This window comes from Streptomyces sp. NPDC030991, from assembly GCF_055571235.1.
The window spans coordinates 229448-245019 of sequence record NZ_JBVIFR010000002.1 but is presented as its reverse complement, the minus strand read 5'-3'; the positions used below and the strand labels follow the sequence as shown (position 1 = coordinate 245019).

Genomic DNA, 15572 nt, shown 5'->3' with positions numbered 1-15572 from the left:
GGCCGGGTGGTCGGCAGGTCTTCGTTTTCGACGGACGGTGTGGGGGGGGTGGGCGCGCAGGCAGTGCGCGTACGTCATCGCGCACATCGCGCGACCCCGCCCTGTCCGCTGCCGAGGGCGCCGCTGCCGACGCGGCCGCCCTCTTTCGCGAACGTGCCGTAGTAGTCGATGGAGGTCATGTCAGAAGTCCCAGCCGTCCTCGTCGACGACGGCGGCCGGTGTCTCGGCGGCGGCGAACGCCTCGCCGGCCATGCCCGCCGCCAGCGTCGTCCCGTCCGCCGGGTCGATCAGCAGGAAGGAGCCGGTGCGCCGCGAGTCCGCGTAGTTGTCGAGCGCGAGCGGCTCGGCGGTACGGATCCTGACGCGGCCGATGTCGTTGGCGACGAGCCGGCCCGGCTCGGGGTGCTGGGAGAGGTCGTCGAGCGTGAGCCGCGACGGGATCTCCTTGACGATCGCCTTGACGGTGCGGGTGGTGTGCTTCAGCAGCACCCGCTGGCCGACACCGAGCGGGGTGTCGGCGACGTGGCAGACCGTCGCCTCGATCTCCTGCGAGGTGGCGGGCGCGTCGTCGCTCGGCACGATCAGGTCGCCGCGCGAGACGTCGATGTCGTCCTCCAGGAGGAGGGTGACGGACTGCGGCGTCCAGGCGACGTCGACCGCCGTGCCCAGCAGGTCGATCCCGGCGACCTTCGACGTACGGCCGGAGGGCAGTACGGTGACGGACTCGCCGACGCGGAACGTGCCCGCGGCGATCTGCCCCGCGTACCCCCGGTAGTCGGGGTGCTCGGCGGTCTGCGGCCGGATCACGTACTGCACGGGCAGCCGGGCGTGGCAGCTGGTGAGGTCGTGGCTGACCGGCACCGTCTCCAGGTGCTCCAGGACGGTCGGGCCGCCGTACCAGTCCATGTTGGCGGAGGGCTCCACGACGTTGTCGCCGGCGAGCGCGGAGATCGGGATGGCGGTGATCTCCGGGACGCCGAGGCCCGCCGCGTACGCCGTGAACTCCTCCGCGATCTTCGCGAAGACGCTCTCCTTGTAGTCGACGAGGTCCATCTTGTTGACCGCGAGGACGACGTGCGGGACGCGCAGCAGGGCGGCGACGGCGGCGTGCCTGCGGGTCTGCTCGATGACGCCGTTGCGGGCGTCGACGAGGACCACGGCGAGGTCGGCGGTGGAGGCGCCGGTGACCATGTTGCGGGTGTACTGCACGTGGCCGGGGGTGTCGGCCAGGATGAAGCGGCGCCGGGGCGTGGCGAAGTAGCGGTAGGCGACGTCGATGGTGATGCCCTGCTCACGCTCGGCGCGCAGGCCGTCGGTGAGCAGCGCGAGGTCCGGCTCGGCGGCGCCGCGCGAGCGCGAGGCGGACGCGACGGCCTCCAGCTGGTCGGTGAGGACCGACTTGGAGTCGTGCAGCAGCCGGCCCACGAGCGTGGACTTGCCGTCGTCGACGGAGCCGGCGGTGGCGAACCGCAGCAGGGTGGTGGCCGACAGGCCGGCCAGCTCTTCGGCAGCAGTGGTCGTGCTCATGGTTAGAAGTACCCCTCGCGCTTGCGGTCTTCCATCGCGGCCTCGGACATCTTGTCGTCGGCGCGGGTGGCGCCCCGCTCGGTGAGCCGGGACGCGGCGATCTCGGTGATGACCTTCTCGATGGTCGTCGCGTCCGAGTCGACGGCGCCGGTGCAGGACATGTCACCGACGGTGCGGTAGCGCACGAGACGGGTCTCGACGCTCTCGCCCTCCTTGGGGCCGCCCCACTCGCCGGCCGTCAGCCACATGCCGTTGCGGCTGAACACCGGCCGCTCGTGGGCGTAGTAGATCTGCGGCAGGTCGATGTTCTCGCGGGCGATGTACTGCCACACGTCCAGCTCGGTCCAGTTGGAGAGCGGGAAGACGCGGACGTGTTCGCCGGGTGCGTGGCGGCCGTTGTAGAGCTGCCACAGCTCGGGGCGCTGACGGCGGGGGTCCCACTGGCTGAACTCGTCGCGCAGGGAGAACACCCGCTCCTTGGCGCGGGCCTTCTCCTCGTCGCGGCGCCCGCCGCCGAACACCGCGTCGAACTTCTCCGCCTGGATCTTCTCGGTCAGCGGCAGCGTCTGGAGCGGGTTACGGGTTCCGTCGGGCCGCTCCTTGAGCACCCCGCGGTCGATGTACTCCTGCACGGAGGCGACGTGCAGCCGCAGGCCGTGCTCGGCCACGACGCGGTCGCGGTACTCCAGGACCTCGGGGAAGTTGTGCCCGGTGTCGACGTGCAGCAGCGAGAAGGGGATCGCCGCCGGGGCGAACGCCTTCAGCGCCAGGTGCAGCATGAGGATCGAGTCCTTGCCGCCGGAGAAGAGGATCACCGGCCGCTCGAACTCGCCCGCCACCTCGCGGAAGATGTGCACCGCCTCGGACTCCAGAGCGTCCAGGTGGCTGAGCGCGTAAGGGCTGTCGGTCTCCTCGGAGACAGTCACTACGGTCGTCATGCGGCGAGACCCCTTTCGGTGAGCAGCGCACGGAGCGCGGCCGCGGACTCCTGCACGGTCTGGTGGTGCGACTCGATGCGCAGGTCGGGCGAGTCGGGCGCCTCGTACGGGTCGTCGACGCCGGTGAGGCCGGTGAGTTCGCCCGCCGCCTGCTTGGCGTAGAGGCCCTTCACATCCCGCTCGGAGCACACGTCCACCGGTGTGGCGACGTGCACCTCCAGGTAGGCGGTGCCGCCCACTTGGTGGCGCTTGCGCACCGCCTCGCGGCTGTCCGCGTACGGGGCGATGACCGGGACGAGGGTCAACACGCCGTTGCGGGCGAGGAGTTCGGCCAGGAATCCGATGCGCTGCACGTTCGTGTGCCGGTCCTCGCGGCTGAAGCCGAGGCCCGCCGAGAGGTACTCGCGGATCTCGTCCCCGTCGAGCACCTCGACGCGGTGGCCCTCGGCGCGCAGCGTGTTCGCCAGCTCGCATGCGATGGTGGTCTTGCCGGCGCTCGGCAGACCCGTGAGCCAGATCGTGGCTCCGGTCACTTGCTTCTCCAAAGGGTGTGTCTGGTCCAGGTGCCCGGCGGTCTCGGTCGCCTCAGCCATGGATTCCGCACTCGGTCTTGGTGCGGCCCGCCCAGCGTCCGGCGCGGGCGTCCTCGCCCTCCAGGAGGCGGCGGGTGCACGGGGCGCAGCCCACGGAGCCGTACCCGTCCATCAGCAGCGGGTTGGTGAGGACGCCGTGCTCGGTGACGTACGCGTCGACGTCGTCCTGCGTCCAGCGGGCGATCGGGGAGATCTTGACCTTCTGCCGCTTCTCGTCCCAGCTGACGACCGGCGTGTTCGCGCGGGTCGGTGACTCGTCGCGGCGCAGACCCGTCGCCCACGCGGCGTACTTGGCCAGCCCGTCCTCGAGCGGCTTGATCTTCCTCATCGCGCAGCACAGGTCGGGGTCGCGGTCGTGCAGCTTCGGGCCGAACTCGGCGTCCTGCTCGGCGACGGTCTGCCGGGGGGTGAGCGTGATGACGTTCACGTCCATCACGGCCTCGACGGCGTCGCGGGTGCCGATGGTCTCCTCGAAGTGGTAGCCGGTGTCGAGGAAGACGACGTCGACACCGGGCAGGGCGCGGGAGGCGAGGTGGGCGACGACCGCGTCCTCCATGGACGAGGTCACGCAGAACTCGCTGCCGAAGGTGCGGGCGGCCCACTGGAGGATCTCCAGGGCGGACGCGTCCTCCAGGTCACGTCCGGCCCGCTCGGCGAGTGCCTTCGACTCCTCGGTGCCCGACTTTTCGGTGCCCGACTTTTCGGTGCCCGACTTTTCGGTGTCCGACTCTTCGATGTCTGACGAAATCTGAGCTGTCGTCATATCTGTTCCCTTCCACCGTTGTTGCGCTGAAGCCCGCGGGCCAGGAGCCCGAGGAACTTCAGTTGGAAGGCTCGGTTGCACGCCGCGCATTCCCAGGCGCCGTGGCCGGCTCCGGCGGCTTCGCTGGGCCGGAGGTCCTCGTCGCCGCAGTAGGGGCAGTAGAAGGGGGCCGCGCGCTCGCTCATGAGAGGGCCTCCTCGGAGGCGCGGGTGGTCCAGGTGGCGAACCGCTCGCCGTCCTCACGCTCCGCCTGGAAGCGCTTGAGGACCCGCTCGATGTAGTCGGGCAGCTCGGCCGACGTGACCTTCAGGCCGCGCACCTTGCGGCCGAACCCGGCCTCCAGGCCGAGCGCTCCGCCGAGGTGCACCTGATAGCCCTCGACCTGTTCGCCGTTCGCGTCGAGCATGAGCTGGCCCTTGAGACCGATGTCCGCGACCTGGATGCGGGCGCAGGCGTTCGGGCAGCCGTTCAGGTTGATGGTGAGCGGCTCCTCGAACTCCGGGAGGCGGCGCTCCAGTTCGTCGATCAGCTGGGAGCCGCGCTGCTTGGTCTCGACGATGGCGAGCTTGCAGAACTCGATGCCGGTGCAGGCCATGGTGCCGCGCCGGAACGTGGAGGGCCGGGCGGTGAGGTCGAGCGCCTCCAGGCCCTCGACGAGCGAGTCGACCTGGTCCTGCTCGACGTCGAGCACGATCATCTTCTGCTCGACGGTGGTGTGCACCCGGCCCGAACCGTGCGCCTCGGCCAGATCGGCGATCTTGGTGAGCGTGGCGCCGTCGACGCGGCCGACGCGCGGGGCGAAGCCCACGTAGAACCGGCCGTCCTGCTGCCGGTGCACGCCGATGTGGTCGCGCCACTGCTGGGAGGGCTGGGCCGGGGCGGGTCCGTCGATGAGCTTACGGCCCCCCAGGTACTCGTCCTCCAGGACCTGGCGGAACTTCTCCGGACCCCAGTCGGCGACCAGGAACTTCAGGCGGGCGCGGGTGCGCAGCCGGCGGTAGCCGTAGTCACGGAAGATCGAGATGACGCCCTCGTAGACGTCGGGGACCTCGTCGATCGGCACCCAGGCGTTGAGACGGACGCCCAGCTTGGGGTTGGTGGAGAGGCCGCCGCCGACCCACAGGTCGAAGCCGGGACCGTGCTCGGGGTGGACGACACCGACGAACGAGACGTCGTTGATCTCGTGCACCACGTCGAGCAGCGGGGAGCCGGAGATGGCCGTCTTGAACTTGCGGGGCAGGTTCGAGTACGCCGGGTTGTTCAGGACGCGGCGCTTGATCTCCTCGAGGGCCGGGGTGGCGTCGATGATCTCGTCCTCGGCGATCCCCGCGACCGGCGAGCCGATCATCACGCGCGGCGTGTCGCCGCAGGCGGTGACGGTCGACAGGCCGACGGCCTCAAGACGGTTCCAGATCTCGGGCACGTCCTCGATCCGGATCCAGTGGTACTGGACGTTCTGCCGGTCGGTGATGTCGGCGGTGCCGCGCGCGAACTCCTGCGAGATCTCGCCGATGACGCGCAGCTGCGCCGTGGTCAGCCGGCCGCCGTCCACGCGCACGCGCAGCATGAAGTACTTGTCGTCCAGCTCCTCCGGTTCCAGGACGGCGGTCTTGCCGCCGTCGATCCCGGGCCGGCGCTGGGTGTACAGACCCCACCAGCGCATACGTCCGCGCAGGTCATTGGGGTCGATGGAGTCGAAACCGCGCTTGGAGTAGATCGTCTCGATGCGCGTCCGCACATTGAGACCGTCGTCGTCCTTCTTGAACTGCTCGTTGCCGTTGAGCGGCGTGTGGTGGCCGACGGCCCACTGGCCCTCGCCGCGGTGACGGCTCACCTTGCGGCGGGGCGCGGCGGCAGCGGGCTTTTCGGGGGTGGCAGCCATGGATGTACGTCCTTCACAAGCAGGCTTGGGCGGCTCTGACCAGCACACTTCGCGCGAGGGCGCGGCGGTGCGCTGGGTGATCAGGTGAGGCGGAAAATGTCGGCGGGGCTGGTTCTCTCAGCGCGCCGGACAGATGGCGCTGGACATGCGGCCGTAGTCGACGTGCCGTCGACTCACCAAGGCGATTCCAGCTGTAGACATGACGGAAGCGTGTCACGGGACTTTGGGCCCGGTCCACCATCGTCCGTCATTTGGACGCGGTTGTCCCGCATCGTGGACGATGGTGGTCCCGATCACATGGAGGGCCGGTGAATAGTCGGATACGCCCGCAATGGCGTCAGGCGGACGGGAAGGCGCCTGGCCACGGACCCGGAGCGGCCGTTTCCGGCTGCTCGCCCGTCTCCGTCCTGAACAGCCGGAAGCCGCGCCGCTCGTAATTGGTCATCGCGTGCTCCCCGTCGAGGCTGCACGTGTGGAGCCACACCCGCTCGGTCGGCTTCCGCCCCGGCCACCGCTCCGCCAGGTCCCAGGCGCGCGCGACCCCGTACGACAGCAGGTGGCCGCCGATCCGCCGGCCCCGGAACGCCGGGACGAGCCCGAAATAGGCGACCTCCACGGCCCCGTCGTCCTGCGCGGCCAGCTCGACGTACCCGGCCGGTGTCCCCTTGTCGTAGGCGACCCACGTCTCGGTGCCCGGCCGCGTCAGCCGCTCCTGCCACTGCGCGTACGACCAGCCGAGCCGGTCGACCCACCTGATGTCGGCGCCCACGGACGCATACAGAAAACGGCTGAACTCGGGCGAGGGCACCTCGGCGCGCACGATGCGTACGTCGTCGCCCCCGGGCGGGGCGGCCGGGCGCAGGTCGGACGGGGAGGTCTGCTCCAGCGACCAAGTGGTCACGGTGACGGTGCTGTTGCTCATGCGGCCCATGTCAGCACGGGCACGGCCGTCCGGCCAAGGCGGGGCCTCGCGGCGCGGGTGTCCGGCCGGGGCGGGGCCTCACAGCGCGGGCGTCCGCGCCCTGCGTATCGCCGGCGCCGTGGAGTGCGGGAGCAGGTCCAGCGGGTCGTCCGGCACCACCACCTCCACGTCCGCGTCCTCCAGGAAACGGTACGGGCGGTGCGACAGCAGGCCGCCGAGGTAGCGGCGCACCCGCGACATCTCCGCCCGCACCGTCACCGTCCGCGCCGGGTCCCCGAACAGGTCCTCGGCCAGCCCCGCCGCACTGCGCCCGCCGCGCCGGCAGGCCAGCAGATACAGCAACTCGGCGTGGCGCGGGCTCAGTTCGTGCGCCCAGGAGCCCGCCGCGCCCGACACCTCGACCGACCAGCGGCGCGGCCGGCTCACGTCCAGGCGTACACGGGTCCCTTCGAGCGGTTCCGGCGCGGCGTCCACTCGGAGCAGCCAGCCGCCCGGCAGGGGCGCCGCCTCGCAGGTGCCGAGCGACGGCACCCAGCAGGCGCCCTCCGCCAGCGACCTGGGCAGGGCCACCCGCTCGGTCAACGGCATCCCGGTGACCGCCGCCGTCCATCCGTCGCGGTCGACGGCCAGCGCCCGGCCGCCGATCCGGGCGAGGACGGGCGCCGCCACGGCGCGCAGCCGCTCCAGCGCGCCCACATGCTGCTCGCGCAGGCGCGCCTCCGCGAGCTGCGTCACCGACCGCACCCACGACAGCGTCGCCGGATGCATCGTCTTCAGCGGGCCGCTGACGTCCACCACCCCGAGGAGCCGGCCGTCGCGCGGATCCGTCACCGGCGCGCCCGCGCACGTCCACGGGTCGTGGGACCGCACGAAGTGCTCGGCGGAGAAGACCTGGACGGGCCGCCGCGTCACCAGCGGCGTCCCCACCCCGTTCGTCCCGACGACGTCCTCGGCCCAGTGCGCACCCACCTCGAAACCGAGCCGGTCGCCCTTGCGGAGCACGCCCGGGTGCCCTTCACGCCACAACAGCCGGCCCTCGGCGTCGCTGACCACCATGATGTGCTGAGCCGCCTCGGCCACCGTCACCAGCGCCTCACGCAGCACCGGCAGCACGGACAGCAGCGGGGAGGACCGGCGCCGCTCCTCCACCTCGTCGGCGCCGAGCAGCCCCGAGCGGTGGTCGCGGTCCGGGTCGACGCCGACGCGCTGCATCCGCCGCCAGGACTCCCCGATCTCCGGCCGCGGCAGGAGTGGTGGCCGCTGCCCGGAGAGCATCGCGTCCCGCACGCCCTTGAGCAGGCGGGAGGCGAACGCCGCGTCCATCGCGGTCAGCCGCGCCAGGTCGATCGTCGAGTCCTTGTTCATGCCTGAATCCTCGGTTTGCGAAGAGTTACCCCTATGGTGCACCTTCGCGCCGCGACAAGGGTGGGCGTCGGCTGCATACGTTGCAACCCCCTGCAACCCTGGCGAACGCCCCTACGGCGAACGAGACTGGCAACCAACGCCACCCCGGTGGCGTTCAAGCTCCTCAAGGGGTTTGAAAGGCGGGGATGGTGCCGTGTCGGCGCAGCACCATCCCCGCGTCAGCACCGTTCGAGCCGGCGCGTCTCAGCCCACCGGGCGGGCCCGCTCCACGATCTCCGCGAGCCCCAGCGTGTGCGGCAGCGTCCCGAACGCCGCCCCGCCGTCCCCGCCGAGCCGCGAAGCGCAGAAGGCGTCCGCCACCTCCGGCGGCGCGTACCGCACGAGCAGCGACCCCTGGAGCACCAGCGCGATCCGCTCCACCAGCCGCCGCGCCCGCGCCTCGATGCCGTCCAGATCGCCGAGTTCGGTCAGCAGGTCCTTCACGGCCGTGTCCAGCCGGTGATCGGCGCCGCGCGCCCTGCCGACCTCCAGCAGGAAGGCGTTGAACGCCGCCGGTTCGCGCTGCAACGCCCGCAGCACGTCCAGGGCCTGGACGTTGCCGGCGCCCTCCCAGATCGAGTTGAGCGGCGACTCGCGCAGCAGCCGCGGCATCCCCGACTCCTCCACGTACCCGTTGCCGCCGAGACACTCCAGGGCCTCGGCCGCGTGGGGCGTGCACCGCTTCGTCACCCAGTACTTGGCCGCGGGCACGGCGAGCCGCAGGAACGCCCGCTCCTGCTCGTCGCCGCCGGCCGCGTGGTCGTACGCCGCCGCGAGCCGCAGCGCCAGCGTCGTCGCGGCCTCCGACTCCAGGGCCAGATCGGCCAGTACGTTGCGCATCAGCGGCTTGTCGACGAGCTTCCCGCCGAACGCCTCCCGGTACGTACAGTGGTGGACCGCCTGCGCCACCGCCTGCCGCATGATCGCCGCGGAGCCGAGCACACAGTCGAGCCGGGTCGCCGCGACCATGTCGATGATGGTGCGCACCCCGCGCCCCTCGTCCCCGACCCGCCGCGCCCACGTGGAGTCGAACTCGACCTCGCCCGACGCGTTCGACCGGTTCCCCAGCTTGTCCTTGAGCCGCTGGATCGCGAACGGGTTGCGCGCCCCGTCCGCCAGTACCCGGGGCACGAGGAAGCACGTCGGACCCTCGTCGGCCCGCGCGAGCACCAGGAACCCGTCCGACATCGGCGCGGAGCAGAACCACTTGTGCCCGGTGAGCGCGTACGTCCCGTCCTCCGCGAGCGCCACGGCCCGCGTCGTGTTCGCCCGTACGTCGCTGCCGCCCTGCTTCTCCGTCATCCCCATGCCGAGGAGCGCCCCGGCCTTCCCGGCGGCGGGCCGCAGCCCGAAGTCGTAGACCGTGGACGTCAGCCGCGGCTCCCACTCCGCGGCGAGATCGGGCTGTGCGCGCAGCGCGGGCACGGCCGCGTGCGTCATCGACAGCGGGCACAGGTGCCCCGCCTCCACCTGCGACCACACCAGGAACGCCGCCGCGCGCCGCAGATGGCCCGCGGGACGCGACCACGCCGCCGTCAGCCCCGCCGAGACGCCCTTGCCCATCAGGCGGTGCCAGGACGGATGGAAGTCGACCTCGTCGATCCGGTGGCCGTAACCGTCGTGGGTGCGCAGCACCGGCGGGTACGCGTTCGCCAGACGCCCCCACTCCCGCGCCTGCGCGGAACCGGCGGCGCGGCCGAGCACCGTCAGCTCCGAGCCGACCTCGTCCAGGAGCTCCGGTGCCAGATGCCGCTCGAGACCCTCGGTGAGGACCCGGTCGGCGGCGAAGACGTCGTACCCCGTCAGGGGCGGAGGCTGATTGGTGACCGTGTGCGTGCTGCCCGACATGACAGCGAATCTACCGGCGGCGCGGCCCCTCCCGCGACCGCGCCCGCGGGGCCCCGGAGCGGAAAGCGGGGCGCTCCGCCGGCCGGTCGTCGGCGGTGTGCGGCGCGACCGCGGGGGCCGGTGTGCGCGCGGGCGCGGGCAGGGGGCACCAGGGGATGGGTACACCTGCCGGTGGCGGATACCTTTAGGGCGTGCAGCCAGCAAGTGAATCCCCCTCACCGCCGTCCGGCCGTCTCCACCGGGCCCGCGTTCTCTACGAGAACGTCTCCAAGCGCAGGACCGCCTGGCTGTTGCTCAAGGACACCGTCAACTCGTGCATGGAGTACCGCATCCTGGGCCTCGCGGCCGAGGCGGCGTTCTTCACGCTGCTCTCCGTCCCGCCGCTGCTGCTCTCCCTGGTGGGCCTGCTCGCCTACGTCGACTCGTGGACCGGCGCGGACACCATCGCGGGCGTCCGCGACAACATCCTGGAGGCCAGCCGCACGGTCCTCACCGACCAGGGCGTGAAGGAGATCGCCCAGCCGATCCTGGACGACGTCATCAAGGGCGGGCGCCCCGACGTCATCTCCATCGGGTTCCTCATCTCGCTCTGGTCCGGCTCGCGGGCGGTGTCGACGTTCGTGGACACCGTGACCGTCATGTACGGCCTCGACGGCGTCCGCGGCATCGTCAAGACACGGCTGCTCGCGTTCCTGCTCTTCCTCATCGGTCTCGTCGTCGGCTCGGTCGCGCTGCCGCTGATGATCGCGGGACCCGACGCGGTGATCGGCCTCGTGCCCTGGTCGGAGACGCTCGTCCAGATCCTGTACTGGCCGGTCGTGCTCGTCCTGTCGGTCGCCTTTCTGACGACGCTCTACCACGTCTCCGTACCCGTGCGCTCCCCGTGGATCGAGGACGTGCCCGGCGCCCTCGTGGCCCTCGCCATGTGGATCCCCGGCAGCTTCCTGCTCCGCCTCTACCTCACCAGCACCATCGAGGGGCCCACGATCTACGGCTCCCTCGCGGCGCCCGTCGCGGTGCTCCTGTGGATCGGTGTCTCGGCGTTCGCGGTCCTCGTCGGCGCCGCGATGAACGCCGCGATCGACCGGGTCTGGCCCTCGGTCGCCACCGCCGCCGCGCGCGCCTCGAACGAACGGGTCCGGACGACGGGGCCGGCCGCGCACTACCTGGCCCGCAGCGCCGCCCGCGCGGCTGCGCACTCCTACGACCCCGATGATCCCGACGACCCCGATGATCCCGACATGCCGTCCGAGTTCCCCGAGCGCTGGTCGAGGTTCCTGCCCCCCGAGGACGTGACGTCCCGCCTGCGCACGCATGTACGCAGGCCGGGGGAGGCCCCGCACGAGGACGAGGACGAGTAGCACGGGCCGGGCCGGGGCCGGTCCCCCCGCGCGCTACTTCCAGGCGCCGGCCGTGGCCGCCTGCGCGGCGAACCCGTCGAACGGGCGCGGCCCGCGCCCGAGCACCCGCGCCACGCCACCCGTCACCGACGCGTTGCGGCCGTCGAGCAGTGTGCCGAACAGCTCCACCAGGAACGCCACTTCGCCCGCCGGCACCCCCGCCCCGGCCAGCGCCGCCCCGTAGTCGCGCACCGGCACCGCCACGTACCGCTTCGCCGCACCCGTGGCCCGTGCCACCGAGGCCAACGCCTCGCCCCACGTCAGCAGTTCGGGACCGGTCAGCTCCAGGGTCCCGCCCGCATACCGCTCCGACGGATCCCCGAGCACCGCCACCGCGACATCCGCGATGTCCCGTACGTCGAGGAACGGCTCGCGCAGCCCGTCCGGCGCCGCGAACGCCAGCTCCGGGCCGCGCACCTGGTCGAGCAACGGGCCCTCGCTGAAGTTCTGGTGGAACCACGCGCACCGCAGGACCGTCCACCGCGCCCCCGAGTCCCGCAGCGCCGCCTCCGCCGGCCCGGCCTGGTCCTCGCCGCGCGCCGAGAGCAGGGCGAGCCGGTGGGCGCCGAGCTCGACCGCCCGCCGCGCCAGCGCGCCCACGGCCGCCGCCGCGTCCGGCGCCCCGATGTCCGACGGGTACGCCAGATACGCCCCGTCGGCACCGCGCAGCGCCGCGTCCCAGGTCGCCGGGTCCGTCCAGTCGAACCGCACCGCGCCCGACCGCGAGGCCGCCCGGACCGTCAGCCCCGCGGCGCGCGCCGCCTCGGCGACCCTGCGCCCCGTCCGGCCGGTCGCCCCCGTCACCAGTACCGTCGTCGTGTCCCGCTTCGTGTCCTGCTTCGTATTCCGCGTCGTCTGCGTCATGCGTCCACTCAACTGCGGGCCGCCGCCTGGAAACATCCGTGAGCCGCTCGCCGCCATACGCGTCCGTCTACGCTGCCGTCATGGACGTACTCGCAGGGCTCCTGGAGGGGCCGCGGGCCCGGGGGGCCTTCATGATCCGGGCCTGTTTCGCGCCCCCGTGGTCGCTGCGGATCGCCGACGAGGCACCCCTCACCGTCATGATCATGGTCGAGGGTGACGCGTGGCTCCTGCCCGAAGGGGACGGCCGGGCCCAGCGGATCCGCCCCGGTGACATCGCCGTCGCCCGCGGCCCCGGCGCGTACGTCTGCTGCGACGACCCGGCCACCGCGCCGCGCGCCGAGATCGGCCCCGGCCAGGTGTGCAGGCCGCTCGGGCCCGCGCACGTCGGCCGCTACCGGGAGCTCGGGGTGCGCTCTTGGGGCGAGACCCCGGACGGTCCGGCGCAGATGCTCATCGGCACCTACCAGATGCGCGGCGAGCTCACCGGCCGGCTCCTCGACGCGCTCCCGCCGATCCTCGTGCTCCCCACCGAGGTGTGGGACTGCCCGCTGACCCCGCTTGTCGCCGAGGAGATCGTGCGGGACGAGCCGGGCCAGGAAGTCGTTCTCGACCGGCTCCTCGACCTGCTGCTCATCGCCTCGCTGCGCGCCTGGTTCTCCCGCCCCGAGGCGGACGCGCCCGCCTGGTACCGGGCGCTGGGCGACCCCGTCGTCGGACCGGCGCTGCGCCTGATCCAGAACGACCCGGCCCACCCCTGGACCGTCGCCGGGCTCGCGGAGAAGGCCGGAGTCTCCCGCGCGGCGCTCGCCCGCCGCTTCACCGACCTCGTGGGCGAACCCCCGATGACGTATCTGACCGGCTGGCGCCTCGCGCTCGCCGCGGACCTGCTCCGCGACAGCGGGATCACCGTCGCGGCGATCGCCCGGCGGATCGGGTACGGCAGCGCGTTCGCCCTGTCCAGCGCGTTCAAGCGGGAGTACGGAGTCAGCCCCCAGGAGTACCGCGGATGACCGGGGCGTACGAGGAACGGGCGAGCCGGGTGCCCGGGGCGGTGCTGTGGACGCGGGCACCCGGTCCCCAGGCGGCCCGTCCGGTGCTGCCCGACGGCTGCATGGACCTGATCTGGAGCGAAGGCCGCCTCTTCGTCGCCGGACCCGACACCCGCGCCCACCCCACCGGAGCGGAGACGGCGGACGCGGCGGGCCGCCGGTATGCGGGTGTCCGGTTCGCGCCCGGCGCGGCCCCCGCCTACCTCGGCGTACCGGCCCACGAACTACGGGACACACGCGCCGAGTTGGCCGAGCTGTGGCGCGGCGCCGACGCCCGCCGCCTCACCGAGCGCATCGACGCGGCCGCCGACCCCGCGGCGGAACTGGAGCGGGCCGCCGTCCGCCTGGTGGCCGCCGTCGCACCGCCCGACCCGCTCCTCGCCCGCGTGGTCGCGGCCCTGGACGCGGGCCGCACCGTCACCGGGACGGCCGCGGCGACAGGGCTCAACCCCCGTCTGCTGCACCGGCGTTCGCTGGCCGCGTTCGGCTACGGGCCCAAGACGCTCGCCCGGGTACTGCGGTTGCAGCGGGCCCTGGCGCTGGCCCGCGCGGGCATCCCGTTCGCGGAGACCGCCGCCCGGGCCGGATACGCGGACCAGGCGCATCTGTCGCGCGACGTACGGGACTTGACGGGGACCACGCTCGGCGCGCTGACCTGAGCGGGCCGCCGCCGGGGCGCCGCGCGTGTCAGGCGAACAGGTCGATCTGGTTGCCGTCCGGGTCGTGCACCACGGCGTAGCGCTGCCCCCACACCGCGTCCCACGGCTTGCTCTCGCCGTGGTGTCCGGCCTCGGTCAGCGCCGCGTACGTCGCGTCGACCCCGGCCGCGTCACCGCAGTGGAAGGCGAGCGCGACACGGCCCCGGCCGTGCTCCGCGCCACTGTCGTCCGGGTCGAACATGAGCCGGATACCACCCGGCAGCGCCGTCTCCACGTGCGGCAGCTGCTCGGCGCCCTCGGGGAAGGTCAGCCCCAGGAGGCGGTAGAAGGCGAGCGCGGCGCTCAGGTCGGTGGAGCTGATTCCGATGGCGTCCATCCGGACGGTGCTGTCAGTCATGGCCTCACCGTAGGCAGGCGCGGGCCGCGCGGTCTTGTACGAAACGGACGCCGCCGCGCACCGGGCGGGTCTGGCCCCGGGACGTGGCGGCGACCCGCGCCGGGCGGGTCAGGAGTCCCGGACTGTCACGGCGACCCGCGCCGCCTAGGTCAGGTCCCCCGGACCGTCGCCGCGCCGCGCGTAGGACCGGCCAGGTCCCCGTACTGTCGCCGCGACCCGCGACCCGCGACCCGCGACCCGCGCCCGGCCGGTCAGGCCCCCCGGACCGTCGCCGCGACCTGCGCCACCGCCGTCGGCCCCACTCGGCAGCAGCCGCCGATGAGGCGGGCGCCTGCCCGTTGCCAGCCGGTCACCTGGTCGGCGGTGAACGTGGGCCGCCCCCGCCAGGCGCGCGCCCGTGCGTCCCACTCCTCGCCGCTGTTCGGGTAGACCACGACGGGCTTGCCCGTCACCCGCGCCGCCGTCGCGACGGCGTGGGGCACGTCCTGCGGGGCGCAGCAGTTGACGCCGACCGCGACGATCTCGTCGGCGTCGGCGGCCAGGGCGAACGCCTCCTCCAGCGGCTGCCCGGCCCGCGTCCGCCCGCCGGCGACGCTGAACGACAGCCACGCCGGCACCCCGAGCCCGCGCACCGCCCGCACCAGCGCCCGCGCCTCGTCGGCGTCCGGCACGGTCTCCAGGGCGAGGGCGTCGGGGCCGGCCGCGGCCAGCACCTCGATCCGCGGCCGGTGGAAGCGTTCGAGCTCGGCGACGCTCAGCCCGTACCGGCCCCGGTACTCGGAGCCGTCCGCGAGCATCGCCCCGTACGGTCCGACCGAGGCCGCCACCCACAGCGGGCGCCCGGCATCCGCGCGCCGCGCCGCCTCGCGCGCCAACTCCACGCTCAGGCCCAACAGTTCGGCCGCGCGCTCGCGGCTGAAGCCCTTCTTGCCGAACCCCTCGAAGGTCGCCTGGTAGCTGGCGGTGATGGCGACGTCCGCGCCCGCCTCGAAGTAGGCGAGGTGCGCCTCGGTGACGGCGCCGGGCTCCTCGGCGAGCAGCCGCGCCGACCACAGCTCGTCACTCAGGTCGTGCCCGGCGGACCCGAGCTGGTTGGACATGCCGCCGTCGAGGACGAGCGTGCCGTGGGAGAGGGCGTCGGTCAGGGCACTGGGGGAGGGCCGTGCGGAGTCGCTGGTCATGAAGGGACGCTAACCGATACGCGGACGGGGGAGTTCCGTCTGATCCCGGGAGTTCCGTCCGACCCGTTGACCTCCTCGTACCACCCCTCTACCTTCTCCGTGTTCGTCATCACGATTGACGTTCGACATATCGGCCAACTGGCGG

The 15572-nt window shown here is 72.8% G+C and carries 15 protein-coding genes; 3 read left to right on the top strand and 12 right to left on the bottom strand.

Going from position 1 to position 15572, the window contains the following annotated elements:
• Positions 1 to 180: 180 nt before the first annotated feature.
• The 9 genes from ACZ45E_RS04675 to ACZ45E_RS04635 form a co-directional block, all read right to left on the bottom strand.
• Positions 181 to 1527, bottom strand: coding sequence for a sulfate adenylyltransferase subunit 1 (locus tag ACZ45E_RS04675; protein ID WP_468216502.1), 1347 nt, complete (start codon positions 1525 to 1527; stop codon positions 181 to 183).
• 2 nt (positions 1528 to 1529) lie between these two features.
• Positions 1530 to 2465: a sulfate adenylyltransferase subunit CysD gene (gene cysD, locus ACZ45E_RS04670; RefSeq protein WP_468216500.1), complete on the bottom strand. Its 936-nt coding sequence runs from the start codon at positions 2463 to 2465 to the stop codon at positions 1530 to 1532.
• Entirely contained in the window at positions 2462 to 3058 is a 597-nt protein-coding gene (cysC, locus tag ACZ45E_RS04665) for an adenylyl-sulfate kinase (RefSeq protein ID WP_468216499.1), read from the bottom strand. Before cysC ends, cysD begins: the two co-directional genes overlap by 4 nt.
• Positions 3051 to 3821, bottom strand: coding sequence for a phosphoadenylyl-sulfate reductase (locus ACZ45E_RS04660; RefSeq protein ID WP_468216497.1), 771 nt, complete (start codon positions 3819 to 3821; stop codon positions 3051 to 3053). The genes cysC and ACZ45E_RS04660 overlap by 8 nt, the downstream gene beginning before the upstream one ends.
• The gene (locus tag ACZ45E_RS04655) at positions 3818 to 4006 is read right to left on the bottom strand and encodes a hypothetical protein (RefSeq protein ID WP_468216494.1); all 189 of its coding nucleotides are present in this window, start codon (positions 4004 to 4006) and stop codon (positions 3818 to 3820) included. The genes ACZ45E_RS04660 and ACZ45E_RS04655 overlap by 4 nt, the downstream gene beginning before the upstream one ends.
• Positions 4003 to 5703 (bottom strand): nitrite/sulfite reductase, encoded by a 1701-nt coding sequence (locus ACZ45E_RS04650; RefSeq protein WP_468216493.1) that lies wholly within the window; start codon positions 5701 to 5703, stop codon positions 4003 to 4005. The genes ACZ45E_RS04655 and ACZ45E_RS04650 overlap by 4 nt, the downstream gene beginning before the upstream one ends.
• Positions 5704 to 6040: 337 nt before the next feature.
• Positions 6041 to 6625 (bottom strand): GNAT family N-acetyltransferase, encoded by a 585-nt coding sequence (locus ACZ45E_RS04645; RefSeq protein WP_468216491.1) that lies wholly within the window; start codon positions 6623 to 6625, stop codon positions 6041 to 6043.
• 78 nt (positions 6626 to 6703) lie between these two features.
• Positions 6704 to 7990: a GAF domain-containing protein gene (locus ACZ45E_RS04640; RefSeq protein ID WP_468216488.1), complete on the bottom strand. Its 1287-nt coding sequence runs from the start codon at positions 7988 to 7990 to the stop codon at positions 6704 to 6706.
• A gap of 243 nt (positions 7991 to 8233) precedes the next feature.
• Positions 8234 to 9877, bottom strand: coding sequence for an acyl-CoA dehydrogenase family protein (locus tag ACZ45E_RS04635; protein ID WP_468216485.1), 1644 nt, complete (start codon positions 9875 to 9877; stop codon positions 8234 to 8236).
• 191 nt (positions 9878 to 10068) lie between these two features.
• Between ACZ45E_RS04635 and ACZ45E_RS04630 the strand changes: the two genes are divergently transcribed.
• Positions 10069 to 11238, top strand: coding sequence for a YihY/virulence factor BrkB family protein (locus ACZ45E_RS04630; RefSeq protein ID WP_468216483.1), 1170 nt, complete (start codon positions 10069 to 10071; stop codon positions 11236 to 11238).
• Positions 11239 to 11271: 33 nt separating this feature from the next.
• On the opposite strand, the gene ACZ45E_RS04625 is transcribed toward ACZ45E_RS04630, so the two are convergent.
• Positions 11272 to 12141: a Rossmann-fold NAD(P)-binding domain-containing protein gene (locus tag ACZ45E_RS04625; RefSeq protein ID WP_468216480.1), complete on the bottom strand. Its 870-nt coding sequence runs from the start codon at positions 12139 to 12141 to the stop codon at positions 11272 to 11274.
• A gap of 80 nt (positions 12142 to 12221) precedes the next feature.
• Between ACZ45E_RS04625 and ACZ45E_RS04620 the strand changes: the two genes are divergently transcribed.
• Both ACZ45E_RS04620 and ACZ45E_RS04615 read left to right on the top strand, forming a co-directional pair.
• Complete coding sequence (locus ACZ45E_RS04620) at positions 12222 to 13151, top strand: AraC family transcriptional regulator (protein ID WP_468216478.1); 930 nt, start codon at positions 12222 to 12224, stop codon at positions 13149 to 13151.
• The gene (locus ACZ45E_RS04615; RefSeq protein WP_468216475.1) at positions 13148 to 13849 is read left to right on the top strand and encodes a helix-turn-helix domain-containing protein; all 702 of its coding nucleotides are present in this window, start codon (positions 13148 to 13150) and stop codon (positions 13847 to 13849) included. Before ACZ45E_RS04620 ends, ACZ45E_RS04615 begins: the two co-directional genes overlap by 4 nt.
• Before the next feature lie 28 nt (positions 13850 to 13877).
• On the opposite strand, the gene ACZ45E_RS04610 is transcribed toward ACZ45E_RS04615, so the two are convergent.
• Together ACZ45E_RS04610 and mmuM are read right to left on the bottom strand one after the other, a co-directional pair.
• Entirely contained in the window at positions 13878 to 14246 is a 369-nt protein-coding gene (locus tag ACZ45E_RS04610; RefSeq protein WP_468216472.1) for a VOC family protein, read from the bottom strand.
• A gap of 251 nt (positions 14247 to 14497) precedes the next feature.
• The gene (gene mmuM / locus ACZ45E_RS04605; RefSeq protein ID WP_468216469.1) at positions 14498 to 15427 is read right to left on the bottom strand and encodes a homocysteine S-methyltransferase; all 930 of its coding nucleotides are present in this window, start codon (positions 15425 to 15427) and stop codon (positions 14498 to 14500) included.
• Positions 15428 to 15572: the final 145 nt, after the last annotated feature.